Annotated in this window: 10 protein-coding genes; 9 read left to right on the top strand and 1 reads right to left on the bottom strand. The window is 66.1% G+C overall.

Annotated features, from left to right (window positions below):
• The first annotated feature begins 99 nt into the window (after nucleotides 1-99).
• The 9 genes from SLW56_RS07105 to SLW56_RS07065 all read left to right on the top strand — a co-directional run bounded on the left by SLW56_RS07105 (nucleotide 100) and on the right by SLW56_RS07065 (nucleotide 17,451).
• Complete coding sequence (locus SLW56_RS07105) at nucleotides 100-7,350, top strand: Hpt domain-containing protein (protein WP_320694558.1); 7,251 nt, start codon at nucleotides 100-102, stop codon at nucleotides 7,348-7,350.
• Nucleotides 7,337-8,674: a chemotaxis protein CheB gene (locus tag SLW56_RS07100; RefSeq protein WP_152237177.1), complete on the top strand. Its 1,338-nt coding sequence runs from the start codon at nucleotides 7,337-7,339 to the stop codon at nucleotides 8,672-8,674. The genes SLW56_RS07105 and SLW56_RS07100 overlap by 14 nt, the downstream gene beginning before the upstream one ends.
• 73 nt (nucleotides 8,675-8,747) lie before the next feature.
• The gene (locus SLW56_RS07095; RefSeq protein ID WP_152237178.1) at nucleotides 8,748-9,227 is read left to right on the top strand and encodes a chemotaxis protein CheW; all 480 of its coding nucleotides are present in this window, start codon (nucleotides 8,748-8,750) and stop codon (nucleotides 9,225-9,227) included.
• Nucleotides 9,228-9,754: 527 nt separating this feature from the next.
• Nucleotides 9,755-14,095, top strand: a complete 4,341-nt coding sequence (locus tag SLW56_RS07090; RefSeq protein ID WP_267083671.1) for an RHS repeat-associated core domain-containing protein — start codon at nucleotides 9,755-9,757, stop codon at nucleotides 14,093-14,095.
• Nucleotides 14,092-14,610 (top strand): hypothetical protein, encoded by a 519-nt coding sequence (locus SLW56_RS07085; protein WP_267083670.1) that lies wholly within the window; start codon nucleotides 14,092-14,094, stop codon nucleotides 14,608-14,610. The genes SLW56_RS07090 and SLW56_RS07085 overlap by 4 nt, the downstream gene beginning before the upstream one ends.
• An 84-nt stretch (nucleotides 14,611-14,694) precedes the next feature.
• The gene (locus tag SLW56_RS07080) at nucleotides 14,695-15,063 is read left to right on the top strand and encodes a hypothetical protein (RefSeq protein WP_267083669.1); all 369 of its coding nucleotides are present in this window, start codon (nucleotides 14,695-14,697) and stop codon (nucleotides 15,061-15,063) included.
• A 191-nt stretch (nucleotides 15,064-15,254) separates the two neighbouring features.
• Nucleotides 15,255-15,506: an ankyrin repeat domain-containing protein gene (locus SLW56_RS07075; RefSeq protein ID WP_267083668.1), complete on the top strand. Its 252-nt coding sequence runs from the start codon at nucleotides 15,255-15,257 to the stop codon at nucleotides 15,504-15,506.
• 95 nt (nucleotides 15,507-15,601) lie between these two features.
• The gene (locus SLW56_RS07070) at nucleotides 15,602-16,666 is read left to right on the top strand and encodes a N(4)-(beta-N-acetylglucosaminyl)-L-asparaginase (protein ID WP_267083667.1); all 1,065 of its coding nucleotides are present in this window, start codon (nucleotides 15,602-15,604) and stop codon (nucleotides 16,664-16,666) included.
• A gap of 14 nt (nucleotides 16,667-16,680) precedes the next feature.
• Entirely contained in the window at nucleotides 16,681-17,451 is a 771-nt protein-coding gene (locus tag SLW56_RS07065; RefSeq protein WP_267083795.1) for a copper homeostasis protein CutC, read from the top strand.
• 76 nt (nucleotides 17,452-17,527) lie between these two features.
• Here SLW56_RS07065 and SLW56_RS07060 read toward each other — a convergent pair whose 3' ends face one another.
• Entirely contained in the window at nucleotides 17,528-18,619 is a 1,092-nt protein-coding gene (locus tag SLW56_RS07060) for a sialidase family protein (RefSeq protein WP_267083666.1), read from the bottom strand.
• Nucleotides 18,620-18,705 lie beyond the last annotated feature (86 nt).

Here is an 18,705-nt window from a genome sequence, read left to right as displayed (position 1 = left end):
CGGGTGGAAGGAAGCGCACATGACGTACCGTGAACAACTCCCGCATCCCGTCGCCGCGCTCGCGCGGCACGGCGCGTGCCCGGCCGCGGAGACGCGGCGATGAGCGCGCTGCGCGATGCGATGAGCCATGCCGCGCTGGGCTGGGTCAAGCCGGAACTGGACGAGACCCTGCGCCAGGTCCGCGGCGAGATCGAGGCCTTCGTCGAGGAACCGGCCGACACCGGCCGCATGCGTTTCTGCGCCGGCTACCTGCACCAGGTGCAGGGCACCTTGCGCATGGTCGAGCTGTACGCGCCGGCGATGGTCGCCGAGGAACTGGAACTGCTGGCCACGGCGGTGCAGAACGGCCAGGCGGCCGACCGCGACGAGGCCTGCGCCACGCTGATGCGCGGCACCGTGCTGCTGCCGGACTACCTGGAACGCCTGCAGGACGGCCATCGCGACATTCCGATCGTGCTGCTGCCCTTGCTCAACGAGATCCGCGCCGCGCGCGGCGAAGCCGGCCTCAGCGAGGGCGCGCTGTTCGCGCTGGCGCCTGACGCGGCCGCCGCCACCGAGGCCGAACTGGACCATGCGCGCGGCAGCCTCGCCGGGCGCAACCGCGAACTGCTCGACACCGTCGGCACCGCGATCAAGGAAGAACTGCTGCGGGTCAAGGACGCGCTGGATCTGCATCTGCGCACCGGCGGCGACGTCGCCGCGCTGCAGACCCAGGTCGACGAGCTGGGCAGCGTCGCCGATACCCTGGGCGTGATGGGCCTGGGCGTGGCGCGCAGCGTGGTGGTGCAGCAGCGCGACGCGCTGCGCAGCATCGTCGATGGCGCCCGCGCGGCCGACGAAGGCCTGCTGCTGGATATCGCCGGTGCGCTGTTGTACGTGGACGCCTCGCTCGACGACCAGGTCGCCTATCTCGGCGCCGGCGGCGACGTGCACGACGACGCCAGCGCCGCCGAGGCGCGGCGCACGGTGGAAGTGCTGGCGCACGAGGCCATCGCCAATTTCGGCAGCGCCCGCGAGCACTTCGTCGCCTTCATCGAGACCAACTGGGACCATGCGCGCCTGGACGAGGTGCCGCGCCTGCTCGCTGAGGTCGCCGGTGCCCTGCGCATGCTGGAACTGCCGCAGCCGGCCGATTACCTGGAAGGCGTGCGCCGCTACGTCGGCACCGAGCTGATCGGCAAGCGCCGCGTGCCCAGCGGCCGCCAGCTCGACACCCTGGCCGACGCGATGGCCAGCCTCGAGTACTACCTGGAAGCGCTGCGCGAGCGCCGCCCCGGGCGCGAGGAGATCCTCGACATCACCCGCAGCAGCCTGGAAGCGCTCCGCTACTGGCCGCTGCCCGACACCGCGCCGGCCGCGCCGGGCGTGTTGCCGAGCGCGAGCGAGGCGGCCGAATCGATTGCGCCGCTGCCGCCGGTGGCCGCTGATCGCATCGACGCGTCGGCGCCCCCGTCCATCGCCGCGCCGGCCGTGCCGGCCTGGGATCTGGCGCCGGCCGAGGACACGCTCGAGACGACGCCGCGCACGCAGGACGCTGCGCCGTCCGCACCGCAGGCGCCGCAGTGGAGCCTGGCGACGGACGACGCCGACACCGCGGCCGAACACGCCTCCGCGCCCGCCGACGACGGCGCTGCGCGCGACGAGCACGAGCCCACAGCAACGTCGCAGGCGCTCAGCTTCGATCCGGTCGCGGCCGAACAGGACAGCTGGACCGGCACCGCCGAGCCGCTGCACATCAGCCTCGATTCCCTGGTGCTGGAACAGGACGCGTTGCGGCCGGAGACGCCTTCGGCGTTCACGCGGGAAAACGACGCGGCAGTCGCTTCCGCGCCGTCCGTCTCCGATGTCGCCGGTTTCGATCCGGTGGCCGCCGAGTACAACGACGAGGCGCAGGCCGATGGGCCGGCTGCGTTCGCCGAGCTTGGCCAGCACGATGATCCCAACCTGATCATCGTCGACACGCCGACTGCTGCAGAAGACGCCGACGCCTCCACGCCGCCGCTGGTCATCGAACTGGAAGACGCGCCGGCGTTCGCCGACGCGCCTGGCGGGTCCGCCGACGAGGTGCACACGCTCGACTGGCACGCCGCCCCGGACGCGCAGGACGAGCAGGCCGCGTCCGCGCTGTCGCCGGATGCAGCCGCGCTGGCCGACGCTGGCGCCCATATCGCCCACGGCGAACGCCTCGACGCGGCAGCGGAGGCCGAGCCAGCAGACGCCGGTGCCGACGCCGAAGACGCCGCCCACGCGATCCCGTCGGAGGCCGCGGAGGCCACCGACGCCGCACGCGAGACCGAGTCGCACGCGCCCATGGATGACTCGGCGCAGACCGATGCCGGCCTTGCCGCCATCGGCGAGGCCGCGCACACCGATGCCGTGGCCGATGCGCCATCGGCGCCGGAGCATGCCGCGCTGGAATCCGAGGAGCATGCGACGCCCGAGCCGGTACAGGCACACGCTGCACCGGTGTCGGACGCCGAAGCCGCGTTCCTGGCCGACCTGGAAGCTGCTGCCGCGCAGTTCGACGTGACCGCATCCGCCCACAGCGGCGAGCCTGCGGCCGCAGCACCCGCCAGCGCGGAGGCGAGTGCCGCGCCTGCCGCCGCTCCGCCTGCCGCCGAGACCGGCTTCATCGACGGCGATGGCGAGATCGACGAAGAGATCCGCGCGGTGTTCCTCGAGGAATTCGACGAGGAACTGGTCAATCTCGGTGCGCTGCTGCCGGCCTGGCGCGCCGCGCCTGCCCACACCGAAAGCCTGCGGCCGATCCGCCGCGTGTTCCACACCCTGAAGGGCAGCGGCCGCCTGGTCGGCGCGCGCGTGCTCGGCGAGTTCAGCTGGAAGATCGAGAGCATGCTCAACCGCGTGCTCGACGGCTCGCGCCCGGCCAGTCCGGCGGTGGTGGCCATGGTCGAGCAGGCCTACGCGGTGCTGCCGCAGCTCAATGCCGCGCTGCGCGGCAACGGCACGGTGCAGGCCGATCTGGACGCGATCCAGACGGTGGCCGAACGCATTGCCGCCGGCGAGGAGGCGTTCTATTTCGCCACCCCGCAGGCAGCCGTCGCGCCGCGCGCGGGGACGCCGGCCTCGGTGGACAGCGTGCTGCGCGAGATCCTCGAAGCCGAGGTCGCCACCCATCTGGAGACCGTGCACGCCTGGCTGCAGCACGCACCGCAGCCGGCGACCGAAGCGCTGCTGCGCGCGGTGCACACCATGAGCGGCGCGTTCGCGATGACCGACGTGCCGGAGATCACTGCGGTCACCGGCCCGGCCGAGAGCTACGTCAAGCGCGCCTTGGCGTCCGGCAGCGTTCCGAGCGCCGAAGGCGTGCGCGCGCTCGAGGAGTCGGCGCGTGCCGTTGCCGACACCATCGCGGAACTGCAGGCGCCGTCGCCGGTGATTCCGCCGTTCACCGAGCTGTCGCAGCGCCTGCGCGCGCTGGTGGAGACCCTGCCGGAAGTGCAGTGGCCGCCGATCGCGCACGACGAGGACGACGAAGACCTGTCCGCGTCGGCACCGGCCGAGGCCGGCCTGGATGAGCAGGCCGTGCAGGCGGTGGAACTCACCGCGGCCGACGATCTGTCGGCGTTCCTCGGCGATGCCGCGCATCTGCACGAAGCGCTGCCGGTGGATGACGTTGCCGGGCAGTCCGACGCGGTCGACGCCGACCAGCATCGCATCGATGTTCACGCGGACGCCGCGTCCGCGCCGTCCTCGGACGGGGCGGCGGCGTCCACGCCGGCAGACAGCGACGCCACCACCGACACGGATGTGGGCACGCTGGCGTCGGCGAGCGAGGACGAGCCGCTTGCTGTTGAGCCGGCGGCCGCACAGGACCATGCGCAGTCCCATGACGCAGCGGCGGGCGACGAGGCGGCCGCACCGCATGACGAACGCGATGCCGACGAACAGGCGGCCCTTGCGCAGGACGGCCAGCTCGACGAGTTGACGGTCGAGGCGCCGCTGAGCGCCGAGCAGGTGTCGGACCCGGTTCCAGAAGCGTTGGATCCGGCGGCGCAGGACGCGACGGTCGATGCGGTCATCGCCGATGCTGCGACCGATACCCCGATGGAAGCGCAGGAACTGCAGGCGCCGGAGCATGCTGGCGAGGCGCAGGGCTCCGAGGCTCACGCAATCGAAGCGCAGGACGGGGAAGCCCGGGATGCGTCCGTGCATGCGCCGGAGTCGCAGGTGTCGGATCATTCGGCGGCCGACCGCGACGCCGACGCCGACGCGACCGAAGCGCAGGCAACGGATCATTCGGCAGCGGACCACGCTGTCGAAGACCATGCGACCGACGCGCAGGCGAGCGACAGCCAGGACGCGTCCGCACACGGACAGGATGCGCAGGCATCGGAGCACGATGCGACGCACGTCGACGCCGATGCGCCCATTGACGACACCGCTGAAGCGCACGAGCAGCAGCTCAACGAGGACGCCCCTGCGATCGGCCTGCGCCAGCACCCGTTGGCGCCGTCGAGCGGCTGGCGCCACGATGGCGTGGCCTCGGCCAACGACGATACCGAGGCCGCCGCCGAGCACGGCGACGTGACCGTGGATGACGCTTCGCCTCCGCGCGCGGGGATGGACGAGGGCGGTGCGAATTCCCCCACCACCGACACGGTCGGCGAGCACGCCGACGCAGAACACGTCGAGCCGACCAGCGGTGCAGGCGAGAGCGTGCTGCAGGATGTCGCCGCCGAAGCGGACGATGCCGCGCACGCGTCGTCGTCCGATGCCGACGAGACGACGGACGCGCATCATGCGGGGCTCGACGCAGCGCCCGACGCGCCGCGAGGCGACGCCGCTCACGACGACACGACCGCGGCGACCGAGACTGGCGCGACGGCATCGGCCGACGCAGCGCACGAAGAAACCGATCAACACGCGTCGGCGGCAGTCGTGCCCGCACAGCCCGACGTCGACGCCGCGCAGGCCGCCGCCGATGCCGCGCGGACCGATCTGTCGGCCGTCGATCTGGGGCCGCTGGACTTCGCCGACCTCGATCGCGAGCTGGTCGATATCTTCGTCGACGAAGGCAAGGACCTGCTCGACCACTGCGATCGCCTGATCGCCGAGCTGCGTGCCGCGCCGCAGGACCGCGACGTGCTCGGCGGCCTGCAGCGCGACCTGCATACGCTGAAGGGCGGCGCGCGCATGGCCGGCATCAACGCCATCGGCGACCTCGGCCATGGCATCGAGTCCTTGCTGGAGGCGGTCGCCGCCCATCGCACCGAGCTCGACCGCCAGGACGTGCAGTTGCTGGAGCGCGGCTTCGATCGCCTGCACCAGTTGTTGACCCTGACCGGCAACCACCGCGCGGTGGCGATGCCGCAGGACCTGATCGGCGCGTTCGACGCGCGCACGCACGGGCAACGGCTCGCCGCCGCCAGCGATGCCGAGACTACCGTCGCGGCGCCGCTTGCGGCGGCCGACGGCGCGCTGGCTGCCGCGGCACTGGCCGCCGTGGCGGCGCCGTTGTCGGCACCGCTGCCGGTGGAGGGCACGCCCGACGAAGAGGCGACGATCGCGCGGCCCATGCAGGAACAGGTACGCGTGCGTGCCGACCTGCTCGATCGCCTGGTCAACCACGCTGGCGAAGTGGCGATCTACCGCTCGCGTCTGGAGCAGCAGTTGGGCGCGTTCCGCGGCGCGATGGCCGAACTGGACCGCACCAACGCGCGTCTGCGCGATCAGCTGCGGCGCTTGGATCTGGAAACCGAGGCGCAGATCGTCGCCCGCTACCAGCGCGAACAGGACCAGACCGAGCAGAGCTTCGATCCGCTGGAACTGGACCGCTTCTCCACGCTGCAACAGCTCAGCCGCGCGCTCAACGAGTCCGCGGCCGACCTGGGCGGCCTGCAGGGTGTGCTCGACGACCTGGCGCGGCAGTACGACGGTCTGCTGCAGCAGCAGTCGCGCGTCAGTTCGGAATTGCAGGACGGGCTTATGCGTGCGCGCATGGTGCCGTTCGACGGCCTGGTGCCGCGACTGCGGCGCGTGGTGCGCCAGGCCGCCAGCGAGACCGGCAAGCAGGTGCACCTGAGCCTGGAAGGCACCCACGGCGAACTCGACCGCAACGTGCTCGACCGCATGGTCGCGCCGCTGGAACACATGCTGCGCAACTCGGTCGCGCACGGCCTGGAGGCGCCGGAGCAACGGCGTGCCGCGGGCAAGGCGGAGGAGGGCAACATCGCCATCCGCTTGCGCCGCGAGGGATCGGAAATCGTGCTGGAAGTGGCCGACGACGGCGCCGGACTCGACCGCGAGGCGATCCGCCGCCGCGCCGAGCAGCGCGGGCTGATCGCCGCCGACGCGGTGCTGTCCGACGACGAACTGGATGCGCTGATCTTCGCGTCCGGGTTCAGCACCTACGACCAGGTCAGCCAGCTGGCCGGCCGCGGCGTGGGCATGGACGTGGTGCGCAACGAAGTGCGCCAGCTCGGCGGCTCGGTGGACATCCACTCGGTGCGCGGCCAGGGCGTCACCTTCACCCTGCGCCTGCCGCAGACCCTGGCGGTCACCCAGGCGGTGTTCGTGCAGATCGGCGAGACCACCTTCGCGGTGCCGGTGGCGTCGGTCAGCGGCATCGGCCGCATCGGCCGCGAGCGCTTCGAGGCCGGCACCGGCGGCTACCGCTACAGCGGCGAGGAATATGCGCTGCACGACCTCGGCTCACTGGTCGGGCAGGCACCGGCACGCGCCGAAGGCCAGGCGCAGGTGCCGTTGCTGCTGGTGCGCGCGGGCGACCTACGTGCGGCGGTGGCGATCGACCAGGTGCTCGGCAACCGCGAAATCGTGGTCAAGCCGGTCGGCCTGCAGATCGCCTCGGTGCCCGGCATCTACGGCGCCACCATCACCGGCGACGGCCGCGTGGTGGTGATCCTCGACATCGCCCCGTTGGTGCGCCGCTTCCTGGCGCAGCCGTTGCGACCGGTGGTGGAGGCCGCGCCGACCGAACAGCGCCGCGTGCCGCTGGTGATGGTGGTCGACGACTCGCTGACCATGCGCAAGGTCACCGGCCGCGTGCTGGAGCGGCACAACTTCGACGTGGTGTCCGCGCGCGACGGCGTCGAGGCGCTGGAGCGCCTGGAAGAGCGCGTGCCCGACCTGATGCTGCTGGACATCGAGATGCCGCGCATGGACGGCTACGAACTGGCGACGGCGATGCGTGCCGATCCGCGTTACGCCGCCGTGCCGATCGTGATGATCACCTCGCGCAGCGGCGAGAAGCACCGCCAGCGCGCCTTCGAACTGGGCGTGCAGCGCTATCTCGGCAAGCCTTACCAAGAGTTGGATCTGATGCGCAACGTCTACGACCTGCTGGGGATCGCCCGTGTTCGCGAATGACGGCGACGCCACCTCCACGCCGATCGCATTGCTGGCCCGTCCCGGCAAGGCGCGCGAGCGCCTGCGCGAAGCGCTGCACCTCGTCGGCGCGGCGATCGTGCTGGAGGACGACCCGGGCGCGATCGACGCGCAGACCCTGGCCGATGCCGCCCCCAGCGCGGTGCTGATCGCGCTGGAACCGGCGATCGAGGACGCGCTGGAGCGGCTGGATGCGGCGCTGGCGCTGCCCGGCGTCACCGTGATCTTCGACGAGGCCGAGCTGGCCGCGCGCCGCGAGGGTTGGGAAGCGCAGCGCTGGGCGCGGCATCTGGCGGCCAAGCTGCAAGGCCATCAGGACGTGCTGCCGCCCGGCCGCGAGACCGAGACCGGCCTGCAGCCGGAGCCGGGCCTGCCGGCGACGCCGGCGCAGCTGCACGAAGACGCGCCGATCGGCCTGCATGTCGACGAAGCTGCCGGCTTTGCTGAGGCCGCGCCGGAAGACGGCATGTATGCCTGGCAGCCGCCGGCGGACGTCGCGCCCGGTTTCGAGGAGCTGCAGTTCGCGCGCGCCGAGGCCGCTGCCAGCGAAGCGTCTGCCGCGCCGGCTGCACCGCAGGCCGAGGCCACACCGGCTGCGCCCACAACCGCACCCGCGGCGCTGCCGGCCAGTGCCTGGTCGCTGGTCGACGACGATGCGCCCCTGCTTGCCGCTGCGCCGCGCGCGTCGCAACCCATCCCGCAGTTCGCCACCGAAGGTCTGTCGCTGGTCGCGCTGGAGTCCGAAGAACCCGCGGCCACGAGCGGCGCCGGTGCAGGCGCCGCCGCGCGCGGTGCGGTGCTGGTGATGGCCGGCATCGGCGGCCCCGACGCGATCCGCCGCCTGCTCGCCGCACTGCCGGAGAACTTCCCGCTGCCGCTGCTGGTGCAGTTGCGCCTGGACGGCGGCCGCTACGGCAACCTGGTCAAGCAGATCGCCCGCGTGTCCGCGCTGCCGGTGCTGCTGGCCGAGGCCGGCGAGCCGGTCGTTCCCGGCAACGTCTACATCCTGCCCGACGACGTCGGCGTGCACGGCACGGCCGGCCTGCGCTTCGTCGCCCAGGACGCCGGGGCCTCCGTGGTCGCCGGCCTGCCGGCCGCGCACAGCGCGGTGCTGCTGCTCAGCGGCAGCGACCCGCAACAGGTGGAGGCCGTGCTGGCGCTGGCCGCGCAGGGCGCCTGGGTGGCCGGGCAATCCGGCGACGGCTGCTACGACCCCGCCGCCGGCGCTCACCTGATCCTGCAGGGCCATCCTGGCGGTGATCCGGCGCAACTGGCCCAGGCCTTGACCGCGCGGTGGAGCGGCTGAGCGAGGCGGCACACGCCATTCACCGCCGCGCCCGCACCGCGCGTTTTTTCCGCTTTCAGGACGAAGTCACTCCATGAGCAGCTACGCCAGCAACGACGAAATCCGCGGTGTCCTCATCCTGGCCGGCAGCGAGCGCGTGCTGCTGCCCAACGCCACCATTGCCGAAGTGATGTCGCGCGTGCCGGTCGAACCGCTGCCCGACGCCCCGCACTGGCTGCTCGGCCAGATCGCCTGGTACGGCTGGAAAGTGCCGCTGGTCTCCTTCGCCCGCCTGACCGGCCTGGGCGCCGAGATCGTGGCCGCCAACAACAAGATCGTCGTGCTCAAGGCCCTGGGCGGCAACCCCGACCTGCCGTACGTGGCACTGCTCACCCAATCCTTCCCGCAACTGATCTCCGTCCCCCGCGACGGCCTGCTCGCCGACGCCTCCGAAGAAACCCTCCCGCCCGGCGTGCACATGCGCGTGCTGCTGGGCGAGCAGAGCGCGTTGCTGCCGGATCTGGAGGCGATTGAGGGGATGGTGGCGGAGCGGTTTGCTGTTGCGGGTGTGTAAGAAGATTTCGCTTTGCCTCGAAATGCAGTTAAGTTTTGAAAGAAACAAAACTTGAATGATTAAATTTGGCGAAGTTAACATTTATTTATTTTATGCCAGGGTGCTTCATGTCGAGCTTTTTGGTTTTTCTTGAGCGATTTCGTTGTCTCGAGCGCAAGAGCAGCTGGATGGTGAAATTTGCTTTTTCCCTCTTAGTTGTATTTGCATTCAGCGGCATCGCAAAGGCTGATGGCCCTGATGCAAGCTGCGCCAGCAGAACGGATGACTGTTCATATGCTCGAGCGAGTGCGGTTACGGACGGTTGGGTGAAATATTATAGTGACCCGGACCGCTACCCGCCTAGCATCCAGCCTTATGTTGTTGAAATTCCTGCGCCTCCCGGCGATGAATTCGCTTCGCAATGTGTTCGATGGAAAAATTATGGCGATAGTTGTTGGTGGATTTCTTATTACAGGGCTCGGACATTTCCTCCGTATCCTGGGGATGTCTGCAATAGTCCTGTGACAAAATGCACTCGTGCAATGGCTATGGCTTTTGCTGAAAGGGCGGTCGACTATCACCAGCAAAGAATGCCACAGGTGGGTGCATATTTTAAGGAATACAAGGAGAATGGTAAGGTTGTAGGGTATTGCTCCCAATGGAGCAATCCAGATGGATGCTTCTATCTAGCTTATTTTTCTATAGGCAATCCAGATTATGATCCATCATTAAATCAGGGTCCGCCATCATGTCAGTCGCCAGCGTTGAGTTGCGGTAATCCAATCAATGTGGGTACAGGAAATAAATATCAGGTAGAGACTGATTGGTTCGGAGGCAATCAGCCAGAGTTCGTGCGTTACTACAACAGTGACCGAGCTGGTTCGGCAAATAGCGACCTGGGCGCTTTTTGGACGCATACTTATAGCCGGAGCATTGAAAATTTCAATGAAGATGGTCTGTCCAAGGCTAGGGTTTACCGGCCTGACGGTAAGATTGAAGAATTTTCTCTTTCTGCGGAGAAGTGGCTGCCTGTTTCGGGTGTTTTGAGCACGCTCGTTTCTAGTGTCGATACATCAGGGAGTATAACTGGTTGGACATATACGGCGTCCGTGAATGCTGATGTCGAGAAATACGACGAATTTGGTAGATTGATCGAGATTTCCAAGAAAAATGGCCGTCATTTGGCGGTTGATTACGCATTTCCAGGTGGCGATCAGCTTGGAAAGAGAATATTGCAAGTTAGGTCTGACAATGGAAGGCAGCTTTCGTTTCAGTACGATACGCGTGGGATGATTCTGAGCATCAGCGACGCATCTGGGGAATCTGCCCTTTACTCTTATGATAGTTCAAATTTTCTTGCGTCCGTTGCCAGATCTGAAGGCGTGATTGGCTACGAATACAATAATCCTGACTATACCGGCGGGGTCGATCTTCCAGGTGCATTGACTGGCATCTTTGACGCGTCTGGAGCCAGGTTTGCAACTTATTCCTACGATGGGGCGGGTAGGGCTGTTTCTACTCAGCACGCCGCTGGCACTGATAAATTCTCTGTTCAATATGGCAGTGATGGGGTTGTGTCGGTACAAACAGTGCTGGGTGCCTCGGAGAAAAGAATTGTTACCTCTCTAAATGGCGTGAAGAAAGTAACGTCTTTGACTGTGGATTGCACGGGCTGCCCACAGCGTAATGAGACATATACATACGATGATCTCGGAAATCTTGACAGGGTCTCGCGTCTTGGTGGCAATTTTGTCGATTATGATTACGACTCGCGCGGAGTGTTGACTAAGAGGGCTGAAGGGGCGGCGACCACTGGCGAAGAATTGCGAACCTCGATCTACCAGATCGATGCCAATCTTGGTTTGCCGTTCACCTATCAACTCATGGAGCGCGGAAAGCTTCTTCTGACAAAAAATTGGACTTACAACGCGCGCGGTCAAGTGATCTCGGCGTCGGGCACCGATCCGACCACTGGTGCTACACGAACCTCTACTTCAAGTTATTGCGAACAGGCTGATATCGACGCGGGCGATTGCCCGTTGTTGGGGCTAGTGACCTCGGTCGATGGCGCGCGCGCCGACGTCAACGACATCACCCGTTTCACTTATTACCCCACCGACGACAGCACCTGCGCCACCTCCCCGACCACCTGCCCGCACCGCAAGGGCGACCTGTGGAAGGTGACCAACGCGCTGGGTCAGGTCACCGAATACTTGGCCTACGACGGCGCCGGCCGCATGCTGTCGGCGAAGGACGCCAATGGCGTGATCACCGACTATTCGTATCACCCACGCGGCTGGCTGACCGCCAGCAAGGTGCGCGGAGCCGACGACAGCAGCGAGAGCGACGACCGCATCACCGCGATCGACTACTGGCCGACCGGGCTGGTCAAGCAGGTGACCCAGCCCGATGGCGCGTTCACCCGCTTCACCTACGACGCGGCGCATCGGCTGACCGATATCGCCGACAGCGCCGGCAACACCATCCACTACACCCTGGACAATGCCGGCAACCGGCTCAAGGAAGACACCAAGGACGCATCGGGCGCGCTCAAGCGCACGCTTTCGCGCGTGTACAACCAGCTCGGCCAACTGGCGACGCAGGCCACCGCCCAAGGCGATCCGACCGACTTCGGCTACGACGGCAACGGCAACACCAAGACCATCACCGACGCGCTCGGGCATGCCACCCAGAACGACTACGACCCGCTCAACCGCCTGGCGCGCACGCTGCAGGACGTGGGCGGCATCGCCGCAGAAACCAAGTTCGGCTACGACGCCCTGGACAACCTGATCAAGGTCACCGACCCCAAGGGCCTGGACACCACCTACGCCTACAACGGCCTGGGCGACCTGACCAAGCTCACCAGCCCGGACACCGGCAGCACCACGTACACCTACGACAGCGCCGGCAACCGCGCGACGCAGACCGATGCGCGCAACATCAAGACCAGCTACGGCTATGACGCGCTGAACCGCCTGACCCAGGTCACCTATCCGACCACCAGCCTCAACGTCAGCTATACCTACGACGTCAGTCAGACGACCTGCGCCAGCGGCGAGACCTACGCCGTGGGCCGCCTGACCCGGATGCAGGACGGCAGCGGCAGCACCGACTACTGCTACGATCGCTTCGGCGAGTTGGTGCGCAAGGTGCAGACCACCAACGGCAAGGTGTTCGTGGTGCGCTACGCTTACACCAAGGCCGGGCAGCTGAGCCGCCTGACCTACCCGGATGGGGCGGTGGTGGACTACGTGCGCAACACCCAGGGCCAGACCACCGAGGTCGGCGTGACCCCGCCTGGCGGCACCCGTCAGGTGTTGCTGAATCAAGCCACCTACTATCCGTTCGGCCCGGTGGCCGGGTGGACCTACGGCAACGGCCGTCCGATGCAGCGCGTGTTGGACCAGGACTACCGCCCGCTGGCGGTCAACGACACCCGCAGCGATGGGTTGGCGGTGGGCTTTGCCTTCGATCCGGTCGGCAACCTCAGCGCGCTGACCGCACCGGGCAACACCGCGCCGGTCATCAAGCTGGACTACGACCCGCTGGGCCGGCTGACTGCGTTCAAGGACGGCCCAACCGATACGGTGATCGATGGCTATACCTACGACGCCACCGGCAACCGCCTCAGCGCCAAGGTCAATACCACTACGCAGACCTACAGCTATCCGACCACCAGTCACCGCCTGAGCAGCGTGGCCGGCACCGCACGCAACTACGACGCGGCCGGCAACACCACCGCGATCGGCGGCACGGCCGTGCAGTACGTGTATGGCGCCAACGGCCGACTGACGCAGGTCAAGCGCAGCGGCACCACCGTGGCGAACTACGCCTACAACGGCCGTGGTGAGCAGGTGCGGCGGGTGGGTAAGAGCAACGTCTACACGCTGTACGACGAGAGCGGCCATTGGCTGGGCGACTACGACGCCAACGGTGCGGTCGTACAGCAGGCGATCTGGCTGGACGACCTGCCGGTGGGCCTGCTGGCCAAGACTACTCTGCGCTATGTGCAGCCCGACCACCTGGGCACGCCGCGCGCGGTGATCGACCCGGCCCGCGACGTGGCGATCTGGCGCTGGGACCTGAAGGGCGAAGCCTTCGGCACCACCGCGCCGGACCAGGATCCGGATAAGGACGGCACCGCCTTCGTGTTCGATATGCGGTTCCCGGGGCAGCGTTATGATGCGCTGAGCGGGCTCAACCAGAACTACTTCCGCGACTATGAGCCGGGCACTGGACGTTATGTGCAGAGCGATCCGATTGGATTGGCGGGTGGGCGGAACATTTACGGCTATGTCAACGGAAACTCATTCCGCGCAATTGACCCCTATGGCCTGTTTGGTATGGATGACGTGTGGGGAGGAGTTTATTGGGCGACGGGTGGTTGGGATCCATCGCAAGGAACAGTCGATGCAGTAACTGGCTTTGGTGACGGGATATCGTTATTCGGATTTAGTCCTAGTCGGGCAATTCGTGATGGTTGGGGAGTTGATGGTGGGATAAATAAATGTTCGGCTGAGTATCGGGCGGCCCAAACTGCTGGAGGCTGGTATGCCGCGATGCTGCCTGTGGCAGGTCGTCTTGGTTATATTTCCAGGGTGGCTGCTATTCCGCGCAGTGTCTCGACAGTCGAAGCTGCATATGCAGCTCGAGTGGCTGTTAAGAGTGAATATAGGTCTATATTTCGCGGGGTTATTAATGCCTTCGATAGAGATCCAGGTATTGCTGAAATTCTAGCAAAGGCCGCAGCAAAGGGGGATGCCTATGCAATTGCTAGGGCGGGCATTACTAACGCGAACTGGAACGCGGGCATACTTGGCGCTGCAGCCGCAAATATTGGTCGCAAGATGTTCGATGAAGATGACGACTGTACTTGCTCGAAATGAAGAGTAATGATTCAGATGCCATGGTGCTACTTCGTAACTTTACGGCCTCTACGCCTTTCAGTCCTCGTTTTTATTGCGTCGATGAGGGTGTCGGGACATGGAAGGGTGAGTTCGTGCTTAAGCCAAAGACTTGCGTGTCGGGTTATGGCTCTACTTTAATTACTTCTTCTTCGGATGGGCGCTGGATCAAGAAACTATTTGCTGTTTATTTGCGCAGTGGCGAATGGATGATTTATGTCGGAGGGGAGGTGTTGCCATTGGTGGAGGTTTCCGTAAAGAGGACGATAGGAAATCATGGTCAGGCATCTTTGCTGCTGCAGTCTTCAACTTTAGATGAAAAAATTTCCTACTGGCGGCCCTGGCTGCGGCTATGGTTTGAAGATGGATGGGCTCTTGATGACATTGATATCGCATATCTAATCAGTCAGTGTGCCAATGATCGCCAGGTTCTCCCGAGATTGGAGTATGCGTTAGCCGTGGCGAATGCCGAATTTGGTTTCAAAAGTGGAGGGTAAAGCATTTGATTGAGGCTTGGTGCGGTTTGCTGTTAATGGGTGAAAGGTCGCCCTTGCGTAACCAGCGGGTTGTTCAATAGCGCAATGATTCGAACTGAACTTCGAGACAACTTCAAAAGTGAGGATGTACTGATTGTCATGGGGTCTGCGCTGGAGATGCGGGCATTTAGCGCGGGCCTGCGTGCCTGTATCGCGTATTCAGATCAGGTGCCTGTGTCCTCGATAATACGGGGATACGAGGGTGTCGAAATCATGTTGCAGCGACACAACTCACCGCATTCCTCAACAGCGAGCGATTTGCCCGCCGGCGTCCTGTGGCGCATCGGCGAGGATGCAGCCCGTCGTCTAGCAGACCTCATCGACCAACTCTCCCGGCATCCACGGTCAGCGCACCTCTATCTTGATTTTGAGGGCTATGCGCGGACCATCATCATTTCGATAGATGAGTATTGATGATCGGGCTTTCCATTGAGCAATGGAAAATTTGTGGTTATGAGTGCGGGTATAGTAAATGAATGGCTCAGGTAATTTGGAGGTTGCGCTTTCTACTTTTAGGCAACTGGCAATGTTCGAGGATTGCGAGGTAAGCGGGCCTGAGAGCCCCGGGATGGATGGCGATACACCATTGCATATTGCGGCAATGGATGGTGATCTTTAAGATAGTCGAGATTTTTATCCCGTTTGTAAAAGACATCGATATCAAAGGTGGTATTGGTTCTTCACCTCTTCACTATGCTGTCAGATGGGGCCATCCTGAGGTTGCGAAGCTTCTTTTGAGGCATGGCGCAGATATCAACTTGCAGGACGACTATGGGGACACGCCCTTGAGCCTGATGAAAGGCCACGCGTGCTTCCACGCGATCCTGCAGGAGCGAGCGAGCCAAGCTGCTCCGTGAAACCAAGCAGCCGTTTGATCTCCTCGCACTCTGCCGCATGATGTAAGGCTAAGCGCACGCCCTCCCGCGCGCCCTCCCAACGCCGGAGCCTCCCCATGCCGCAACGCCGCCACTTCCTGAAAACTGCCGCCTTCGGCGCCCTGGCCGCCGGGTTGGGCGGTGTGCTGCCGGGCGCACGCGCCGCCGTGGCCAAGGCGCAAGCCAAGACCGGCGTCGGCCCCTTGCCACAGGGTGCAGCACGGGTGATCTCCACCTGGGACTTCGGCGTCGCCGCCAACCAGGTGGCATGGCAGGTGCTGTCGCGCGGCGGGGCGGCGCTGGATGCGGTGGAGGCTGGGGTGCGGGTGCCGGAGGCGGATCCGGGCAATCACACGGTGGGGCTGGGCGGCTATCCGGACCGCGATGGGCGGGTCACGCTGGATGCCTGCATCATGGATCACACCGGTGGCTGCGGGTCGGTCGCGGCGCTGGAGGACATCGTGCATGCGATCTCGGTGGCGCGGCGGGTGATGGAGAAGACGCCGCATGTGATGCTGGTCGGCGATGGCGCGCTGCAGTTCGCGCTGTCGCAGGGCTTCGAGCGCACCAAGCTGCTCACGCCCGCGTCGGAACAGGCGTGGAAGGAGTGGCTGAAGACGTCGCACTACGCGCCCGAGGCCAATATCGAGAACCGTGCCTATCGCCGCGGCACGCTGCCCGGCGGCAAGGACAATCACGACACGATCGGCATGCTGGCGCTGGATGCGCACGGCAATCTGTCCGGTGCCTGCACCACCAGCGGCATGGCCTGGAAGATGCACGGCCGGGTCGGCGACAGCCCTATCATCGGTGCCGGGCTGTACGTGGACAATGAAGTGGGCGGGGCGACCTCCACCGGCGTCGGTGAGGAGGTGATCCGCAACGTCGGCAGTTTCGCGGTGGTGGAGATGATGCGGCAGGGCAAGAGCCCGGCCGAGGCCTGCCGCGAGGTGGTGATGCGCATCGTGCGGCGCAAGCCGGAACTCACCCGCGATCTGCAGGTGGGGTTCCTGGCGATGAACAAGCGCGGCGAGGTCGGTGCGTTCGCGATCCAGCCCGGTTTCAGTTATGCGGTCTGCGATGCGAAGCGGCAGGATCTGCTGCTGCCCGGGCAGAGCCATTTCGCGGCGCCGGCGGCATGAGCGCGATAGTGCCGATGGGCCTGGAAGTGGCCGCCGATGCGATCGGCTCGGCGCTGGCCGCGCAGGATGGCGGGGCGATGCGGGTGGAGTTGTGCGGCGGCCTGGATGGCGGCGGGCTGACGCCGTCGTTCGGCACGCTGACGGCGGTGCGCGATCGGTTGCGCATCCCGCTGTATGTGCTGATTCGTCCGCGGGTCGGCGATTTCGTGTTCGACGCGGCGGAAGTGGAGGCGATGCGCCGCGACGTGGAGCAGTGCGTGCGCCTGGGCTGCGACGGCGTGGTGCTCGGCGCGCTGACCACGGACGGCGAGGTGGACACGGCGACGATGCGCGAGCTGATCGCCGCGGCCGGGCCGCTCGGCGTCACCTTCCATCGCGCCTTCGATGTCAGTGCCGATCCGCGGCGTGCGCTGGAGGATGTGATCGCGCTGGGCTGCGAGCGGGTGCTGACCTCCGGTGCGCGCGAGACCGCGGAAGAGGGTGCCGACCTGATCGCCGAGTTGGTGCAGCAGGCCGGCACGCGCTTGAGCGTGATGCCGGGATCTGGCGTCACCGAAGCCAACCTGGCGCAGTTGCGTGCGCGCACCGGTGCGCGCGAGTTCCATGGCTCGGCGCGTGGGCCGCTGGCGTCGCGGGCGACGTCGCCGCATCCGCATGTGCGCAGCCTCGGCGGCGACCGCATGCAGACCGATGTGGCGCGGGTGCGGCGGATGGTGGCGTTGTTGGAGGAGCCGGGACCGGGGACCCGGGACCCGGGACCCGGAACGCCGTATCCCGCAGCCTGATCTGTCTCTGCTACGGCAGCGCTTTGCTCTTGCTTTCCCGGGTCCCCGGTCCCGGGCCCCGGGTCCCGAGCAAGATTCACCTGCCGCCGGCAGGCGCCGTTGACCCAACTCCCAGCCGCTTCGGATCCAGCACCACATGCTTGATGCGCGTGCGCTTCCAGGTGTAGCTGATGTGCACTTGGCCGTCGCGGGTCTGGATCACCGCGGGGTAGGAGAACTCGTCCTTGGGGCTGTCTTCCAGGGTCAGCACGCGGGTCCAGTGCAGGCCGTCGTCGGACAGAGCGACGGCGAGCACGCCGCGGCCGTCCCACCAGTCCTTGCCGGCCTCGGTCGGGTTGTAGACCAATAGCGAACGGCCGTCGGCCAGCACCACGGCGTCGGTGCCGGAATTGGGATTGGCCAGGTCGAGCAGGGTCATCGGTTCCCAGGTGCGGCCGTTGTCGCGCGACCAGGTGCTGAACACGTGGTTCTGCTGGCTGCGGCCCACCGCCTGCAGGCGGCCGTCCTGGTGCAGCAGCACGCTGGGCTGGATCGCGCCGATCCTGGCCGGGTCGTTCATCGCCGGACCGCGGGTCCAGTGCGCGCCGTTGTCGTCGGACCATTCCATGTGCGCGACCCAGCCGGCGTCTTCGCTGCTGCTGGGGCTGAGGATGCGCCCGCTGGGCAGTTGCACCGGCTTGTTCTTGATCGGGCCGAGGATGCCGGCGGGCAGGCGCTCGGGCGTGGACCAGTGGTGGCCGCCGTCGCTGGACGTGGTCTGCATGCCCCACCAGCGTTTCGGGTCCGGACCCACTTTGTAGAACAGCCGCAGCGGCCCTTGCGCGGGCTGGAACAGCACCGGATTCCAGGTCGGCAGCGGTGCGCCCTGCGCCTGCGCGCCGTCGGCGACGCGCTGCGCCGGTTGCCAGCCGTGCGCGTCGCGGCGCGCCACCCAGATGGCGACGTCATCGGCGCCTTCGTGGCGCCCGCCGAACCAGGCCGCGAGCAGGCCGTCGCGGGTTTCCACCAGGGTCGAGGCGTGGCACTGCGCGGTCGGCGCCTGTACGTTGACGAATTCGCTGTAGACGATGGGCGAGGGCGGCACCGGCGGCGGGGCGACGGCGGCCGGGCCGGCGATGGCGCGCACCGCGAACAGCGACAGCAACGGAAACAGCGAAGGCGACATCATGTGGTACGGTCCTGGCCCGCAAATGAGGATACCTATTTATCATCAATTAAATACCATATGCTGACACCACCGGTAGCGCCGCCTGC

Origin of the sequence: Xanthomonas sp. LF07-6, assembly GCF_034105445.1 — a bacterium.
In the GTDB taxonomy this organism is placed as follows: domain Bacteria; phylum Pseudomonadota; class Gammaproteobacteria; order Xanthomonadales; family Xanthomonadaceae; genus Xanthomonas_A; species Xanthomonas_A sontii.
The sequence above is the reverse complement of the archived record's forward strand: the minus strand, read 5'-3'. Positions and strand labels throughout refer to the sequence as shown.

Coding starts and splice junctions, on each gene's coding strand:
- SLW56_RS07105 (WP_320694558.1), top strand. CDS start 100: ATGAGCGCGCTGCGCGATGCGATGAGCCATGCCGCGCTGGGCTGGGTC.
- SLW56_RS07095 (WP_152237178.1), top strand. CDS start 8,748: ATGAGCAGCTACGCCAGCAACGACGAAATCCGCGGTGTCCTCATCCTG.
- SLW56_RS07090 (WP_267083671.1), top strand. CDS start 9,755: ATGGCTTTTGCTGAAAGGGCGGTCGACTATCACCAGCAAAGAATGCCA.
- SLW56_RS07085 (WP_267083670.1), top strand. CDS start 14,092: ATGAAGAGTAATGATTCAGATGCCATGGTGCTACTTCGTAACTTTACG.
- SLW56_RS07080 (WP_267083669.1), top strand. CDS start 14,695: ATGATTCGAACTGAACTTCGAGACAACTTCAAAAGTGAGGATGTACTG.
- SLW56_RS07075 (WP_267083668.1), top strand. CDS start 15,255: ATGGTGATCTTTAAGATAGTCGAGATTTTTATCCCGTTTGTAAAAGAC.
- SLW56_RS07070 (WP_267083667.1), top strand. CDS start 15,602: ATGCCGCAACGCCGCCACTTCCTGAAAACTGCCGCCTTCGGCGCCCTG.
- SLW56_RS07065 (WP_267083795.1), top strand. CDS start 16,681: ATGGGCCTGGAAGTGGCCGCCGATGCGATCGGCTCGGCGCTGGCCGCG.
- SLW56_RS07060 (WP_267083666.1), bottom strand. CDS start 18,619: ATGATGTCGCCTTCGCTGTTTCCGTTGCTGTCGCTGTTCGCGGTGCGC.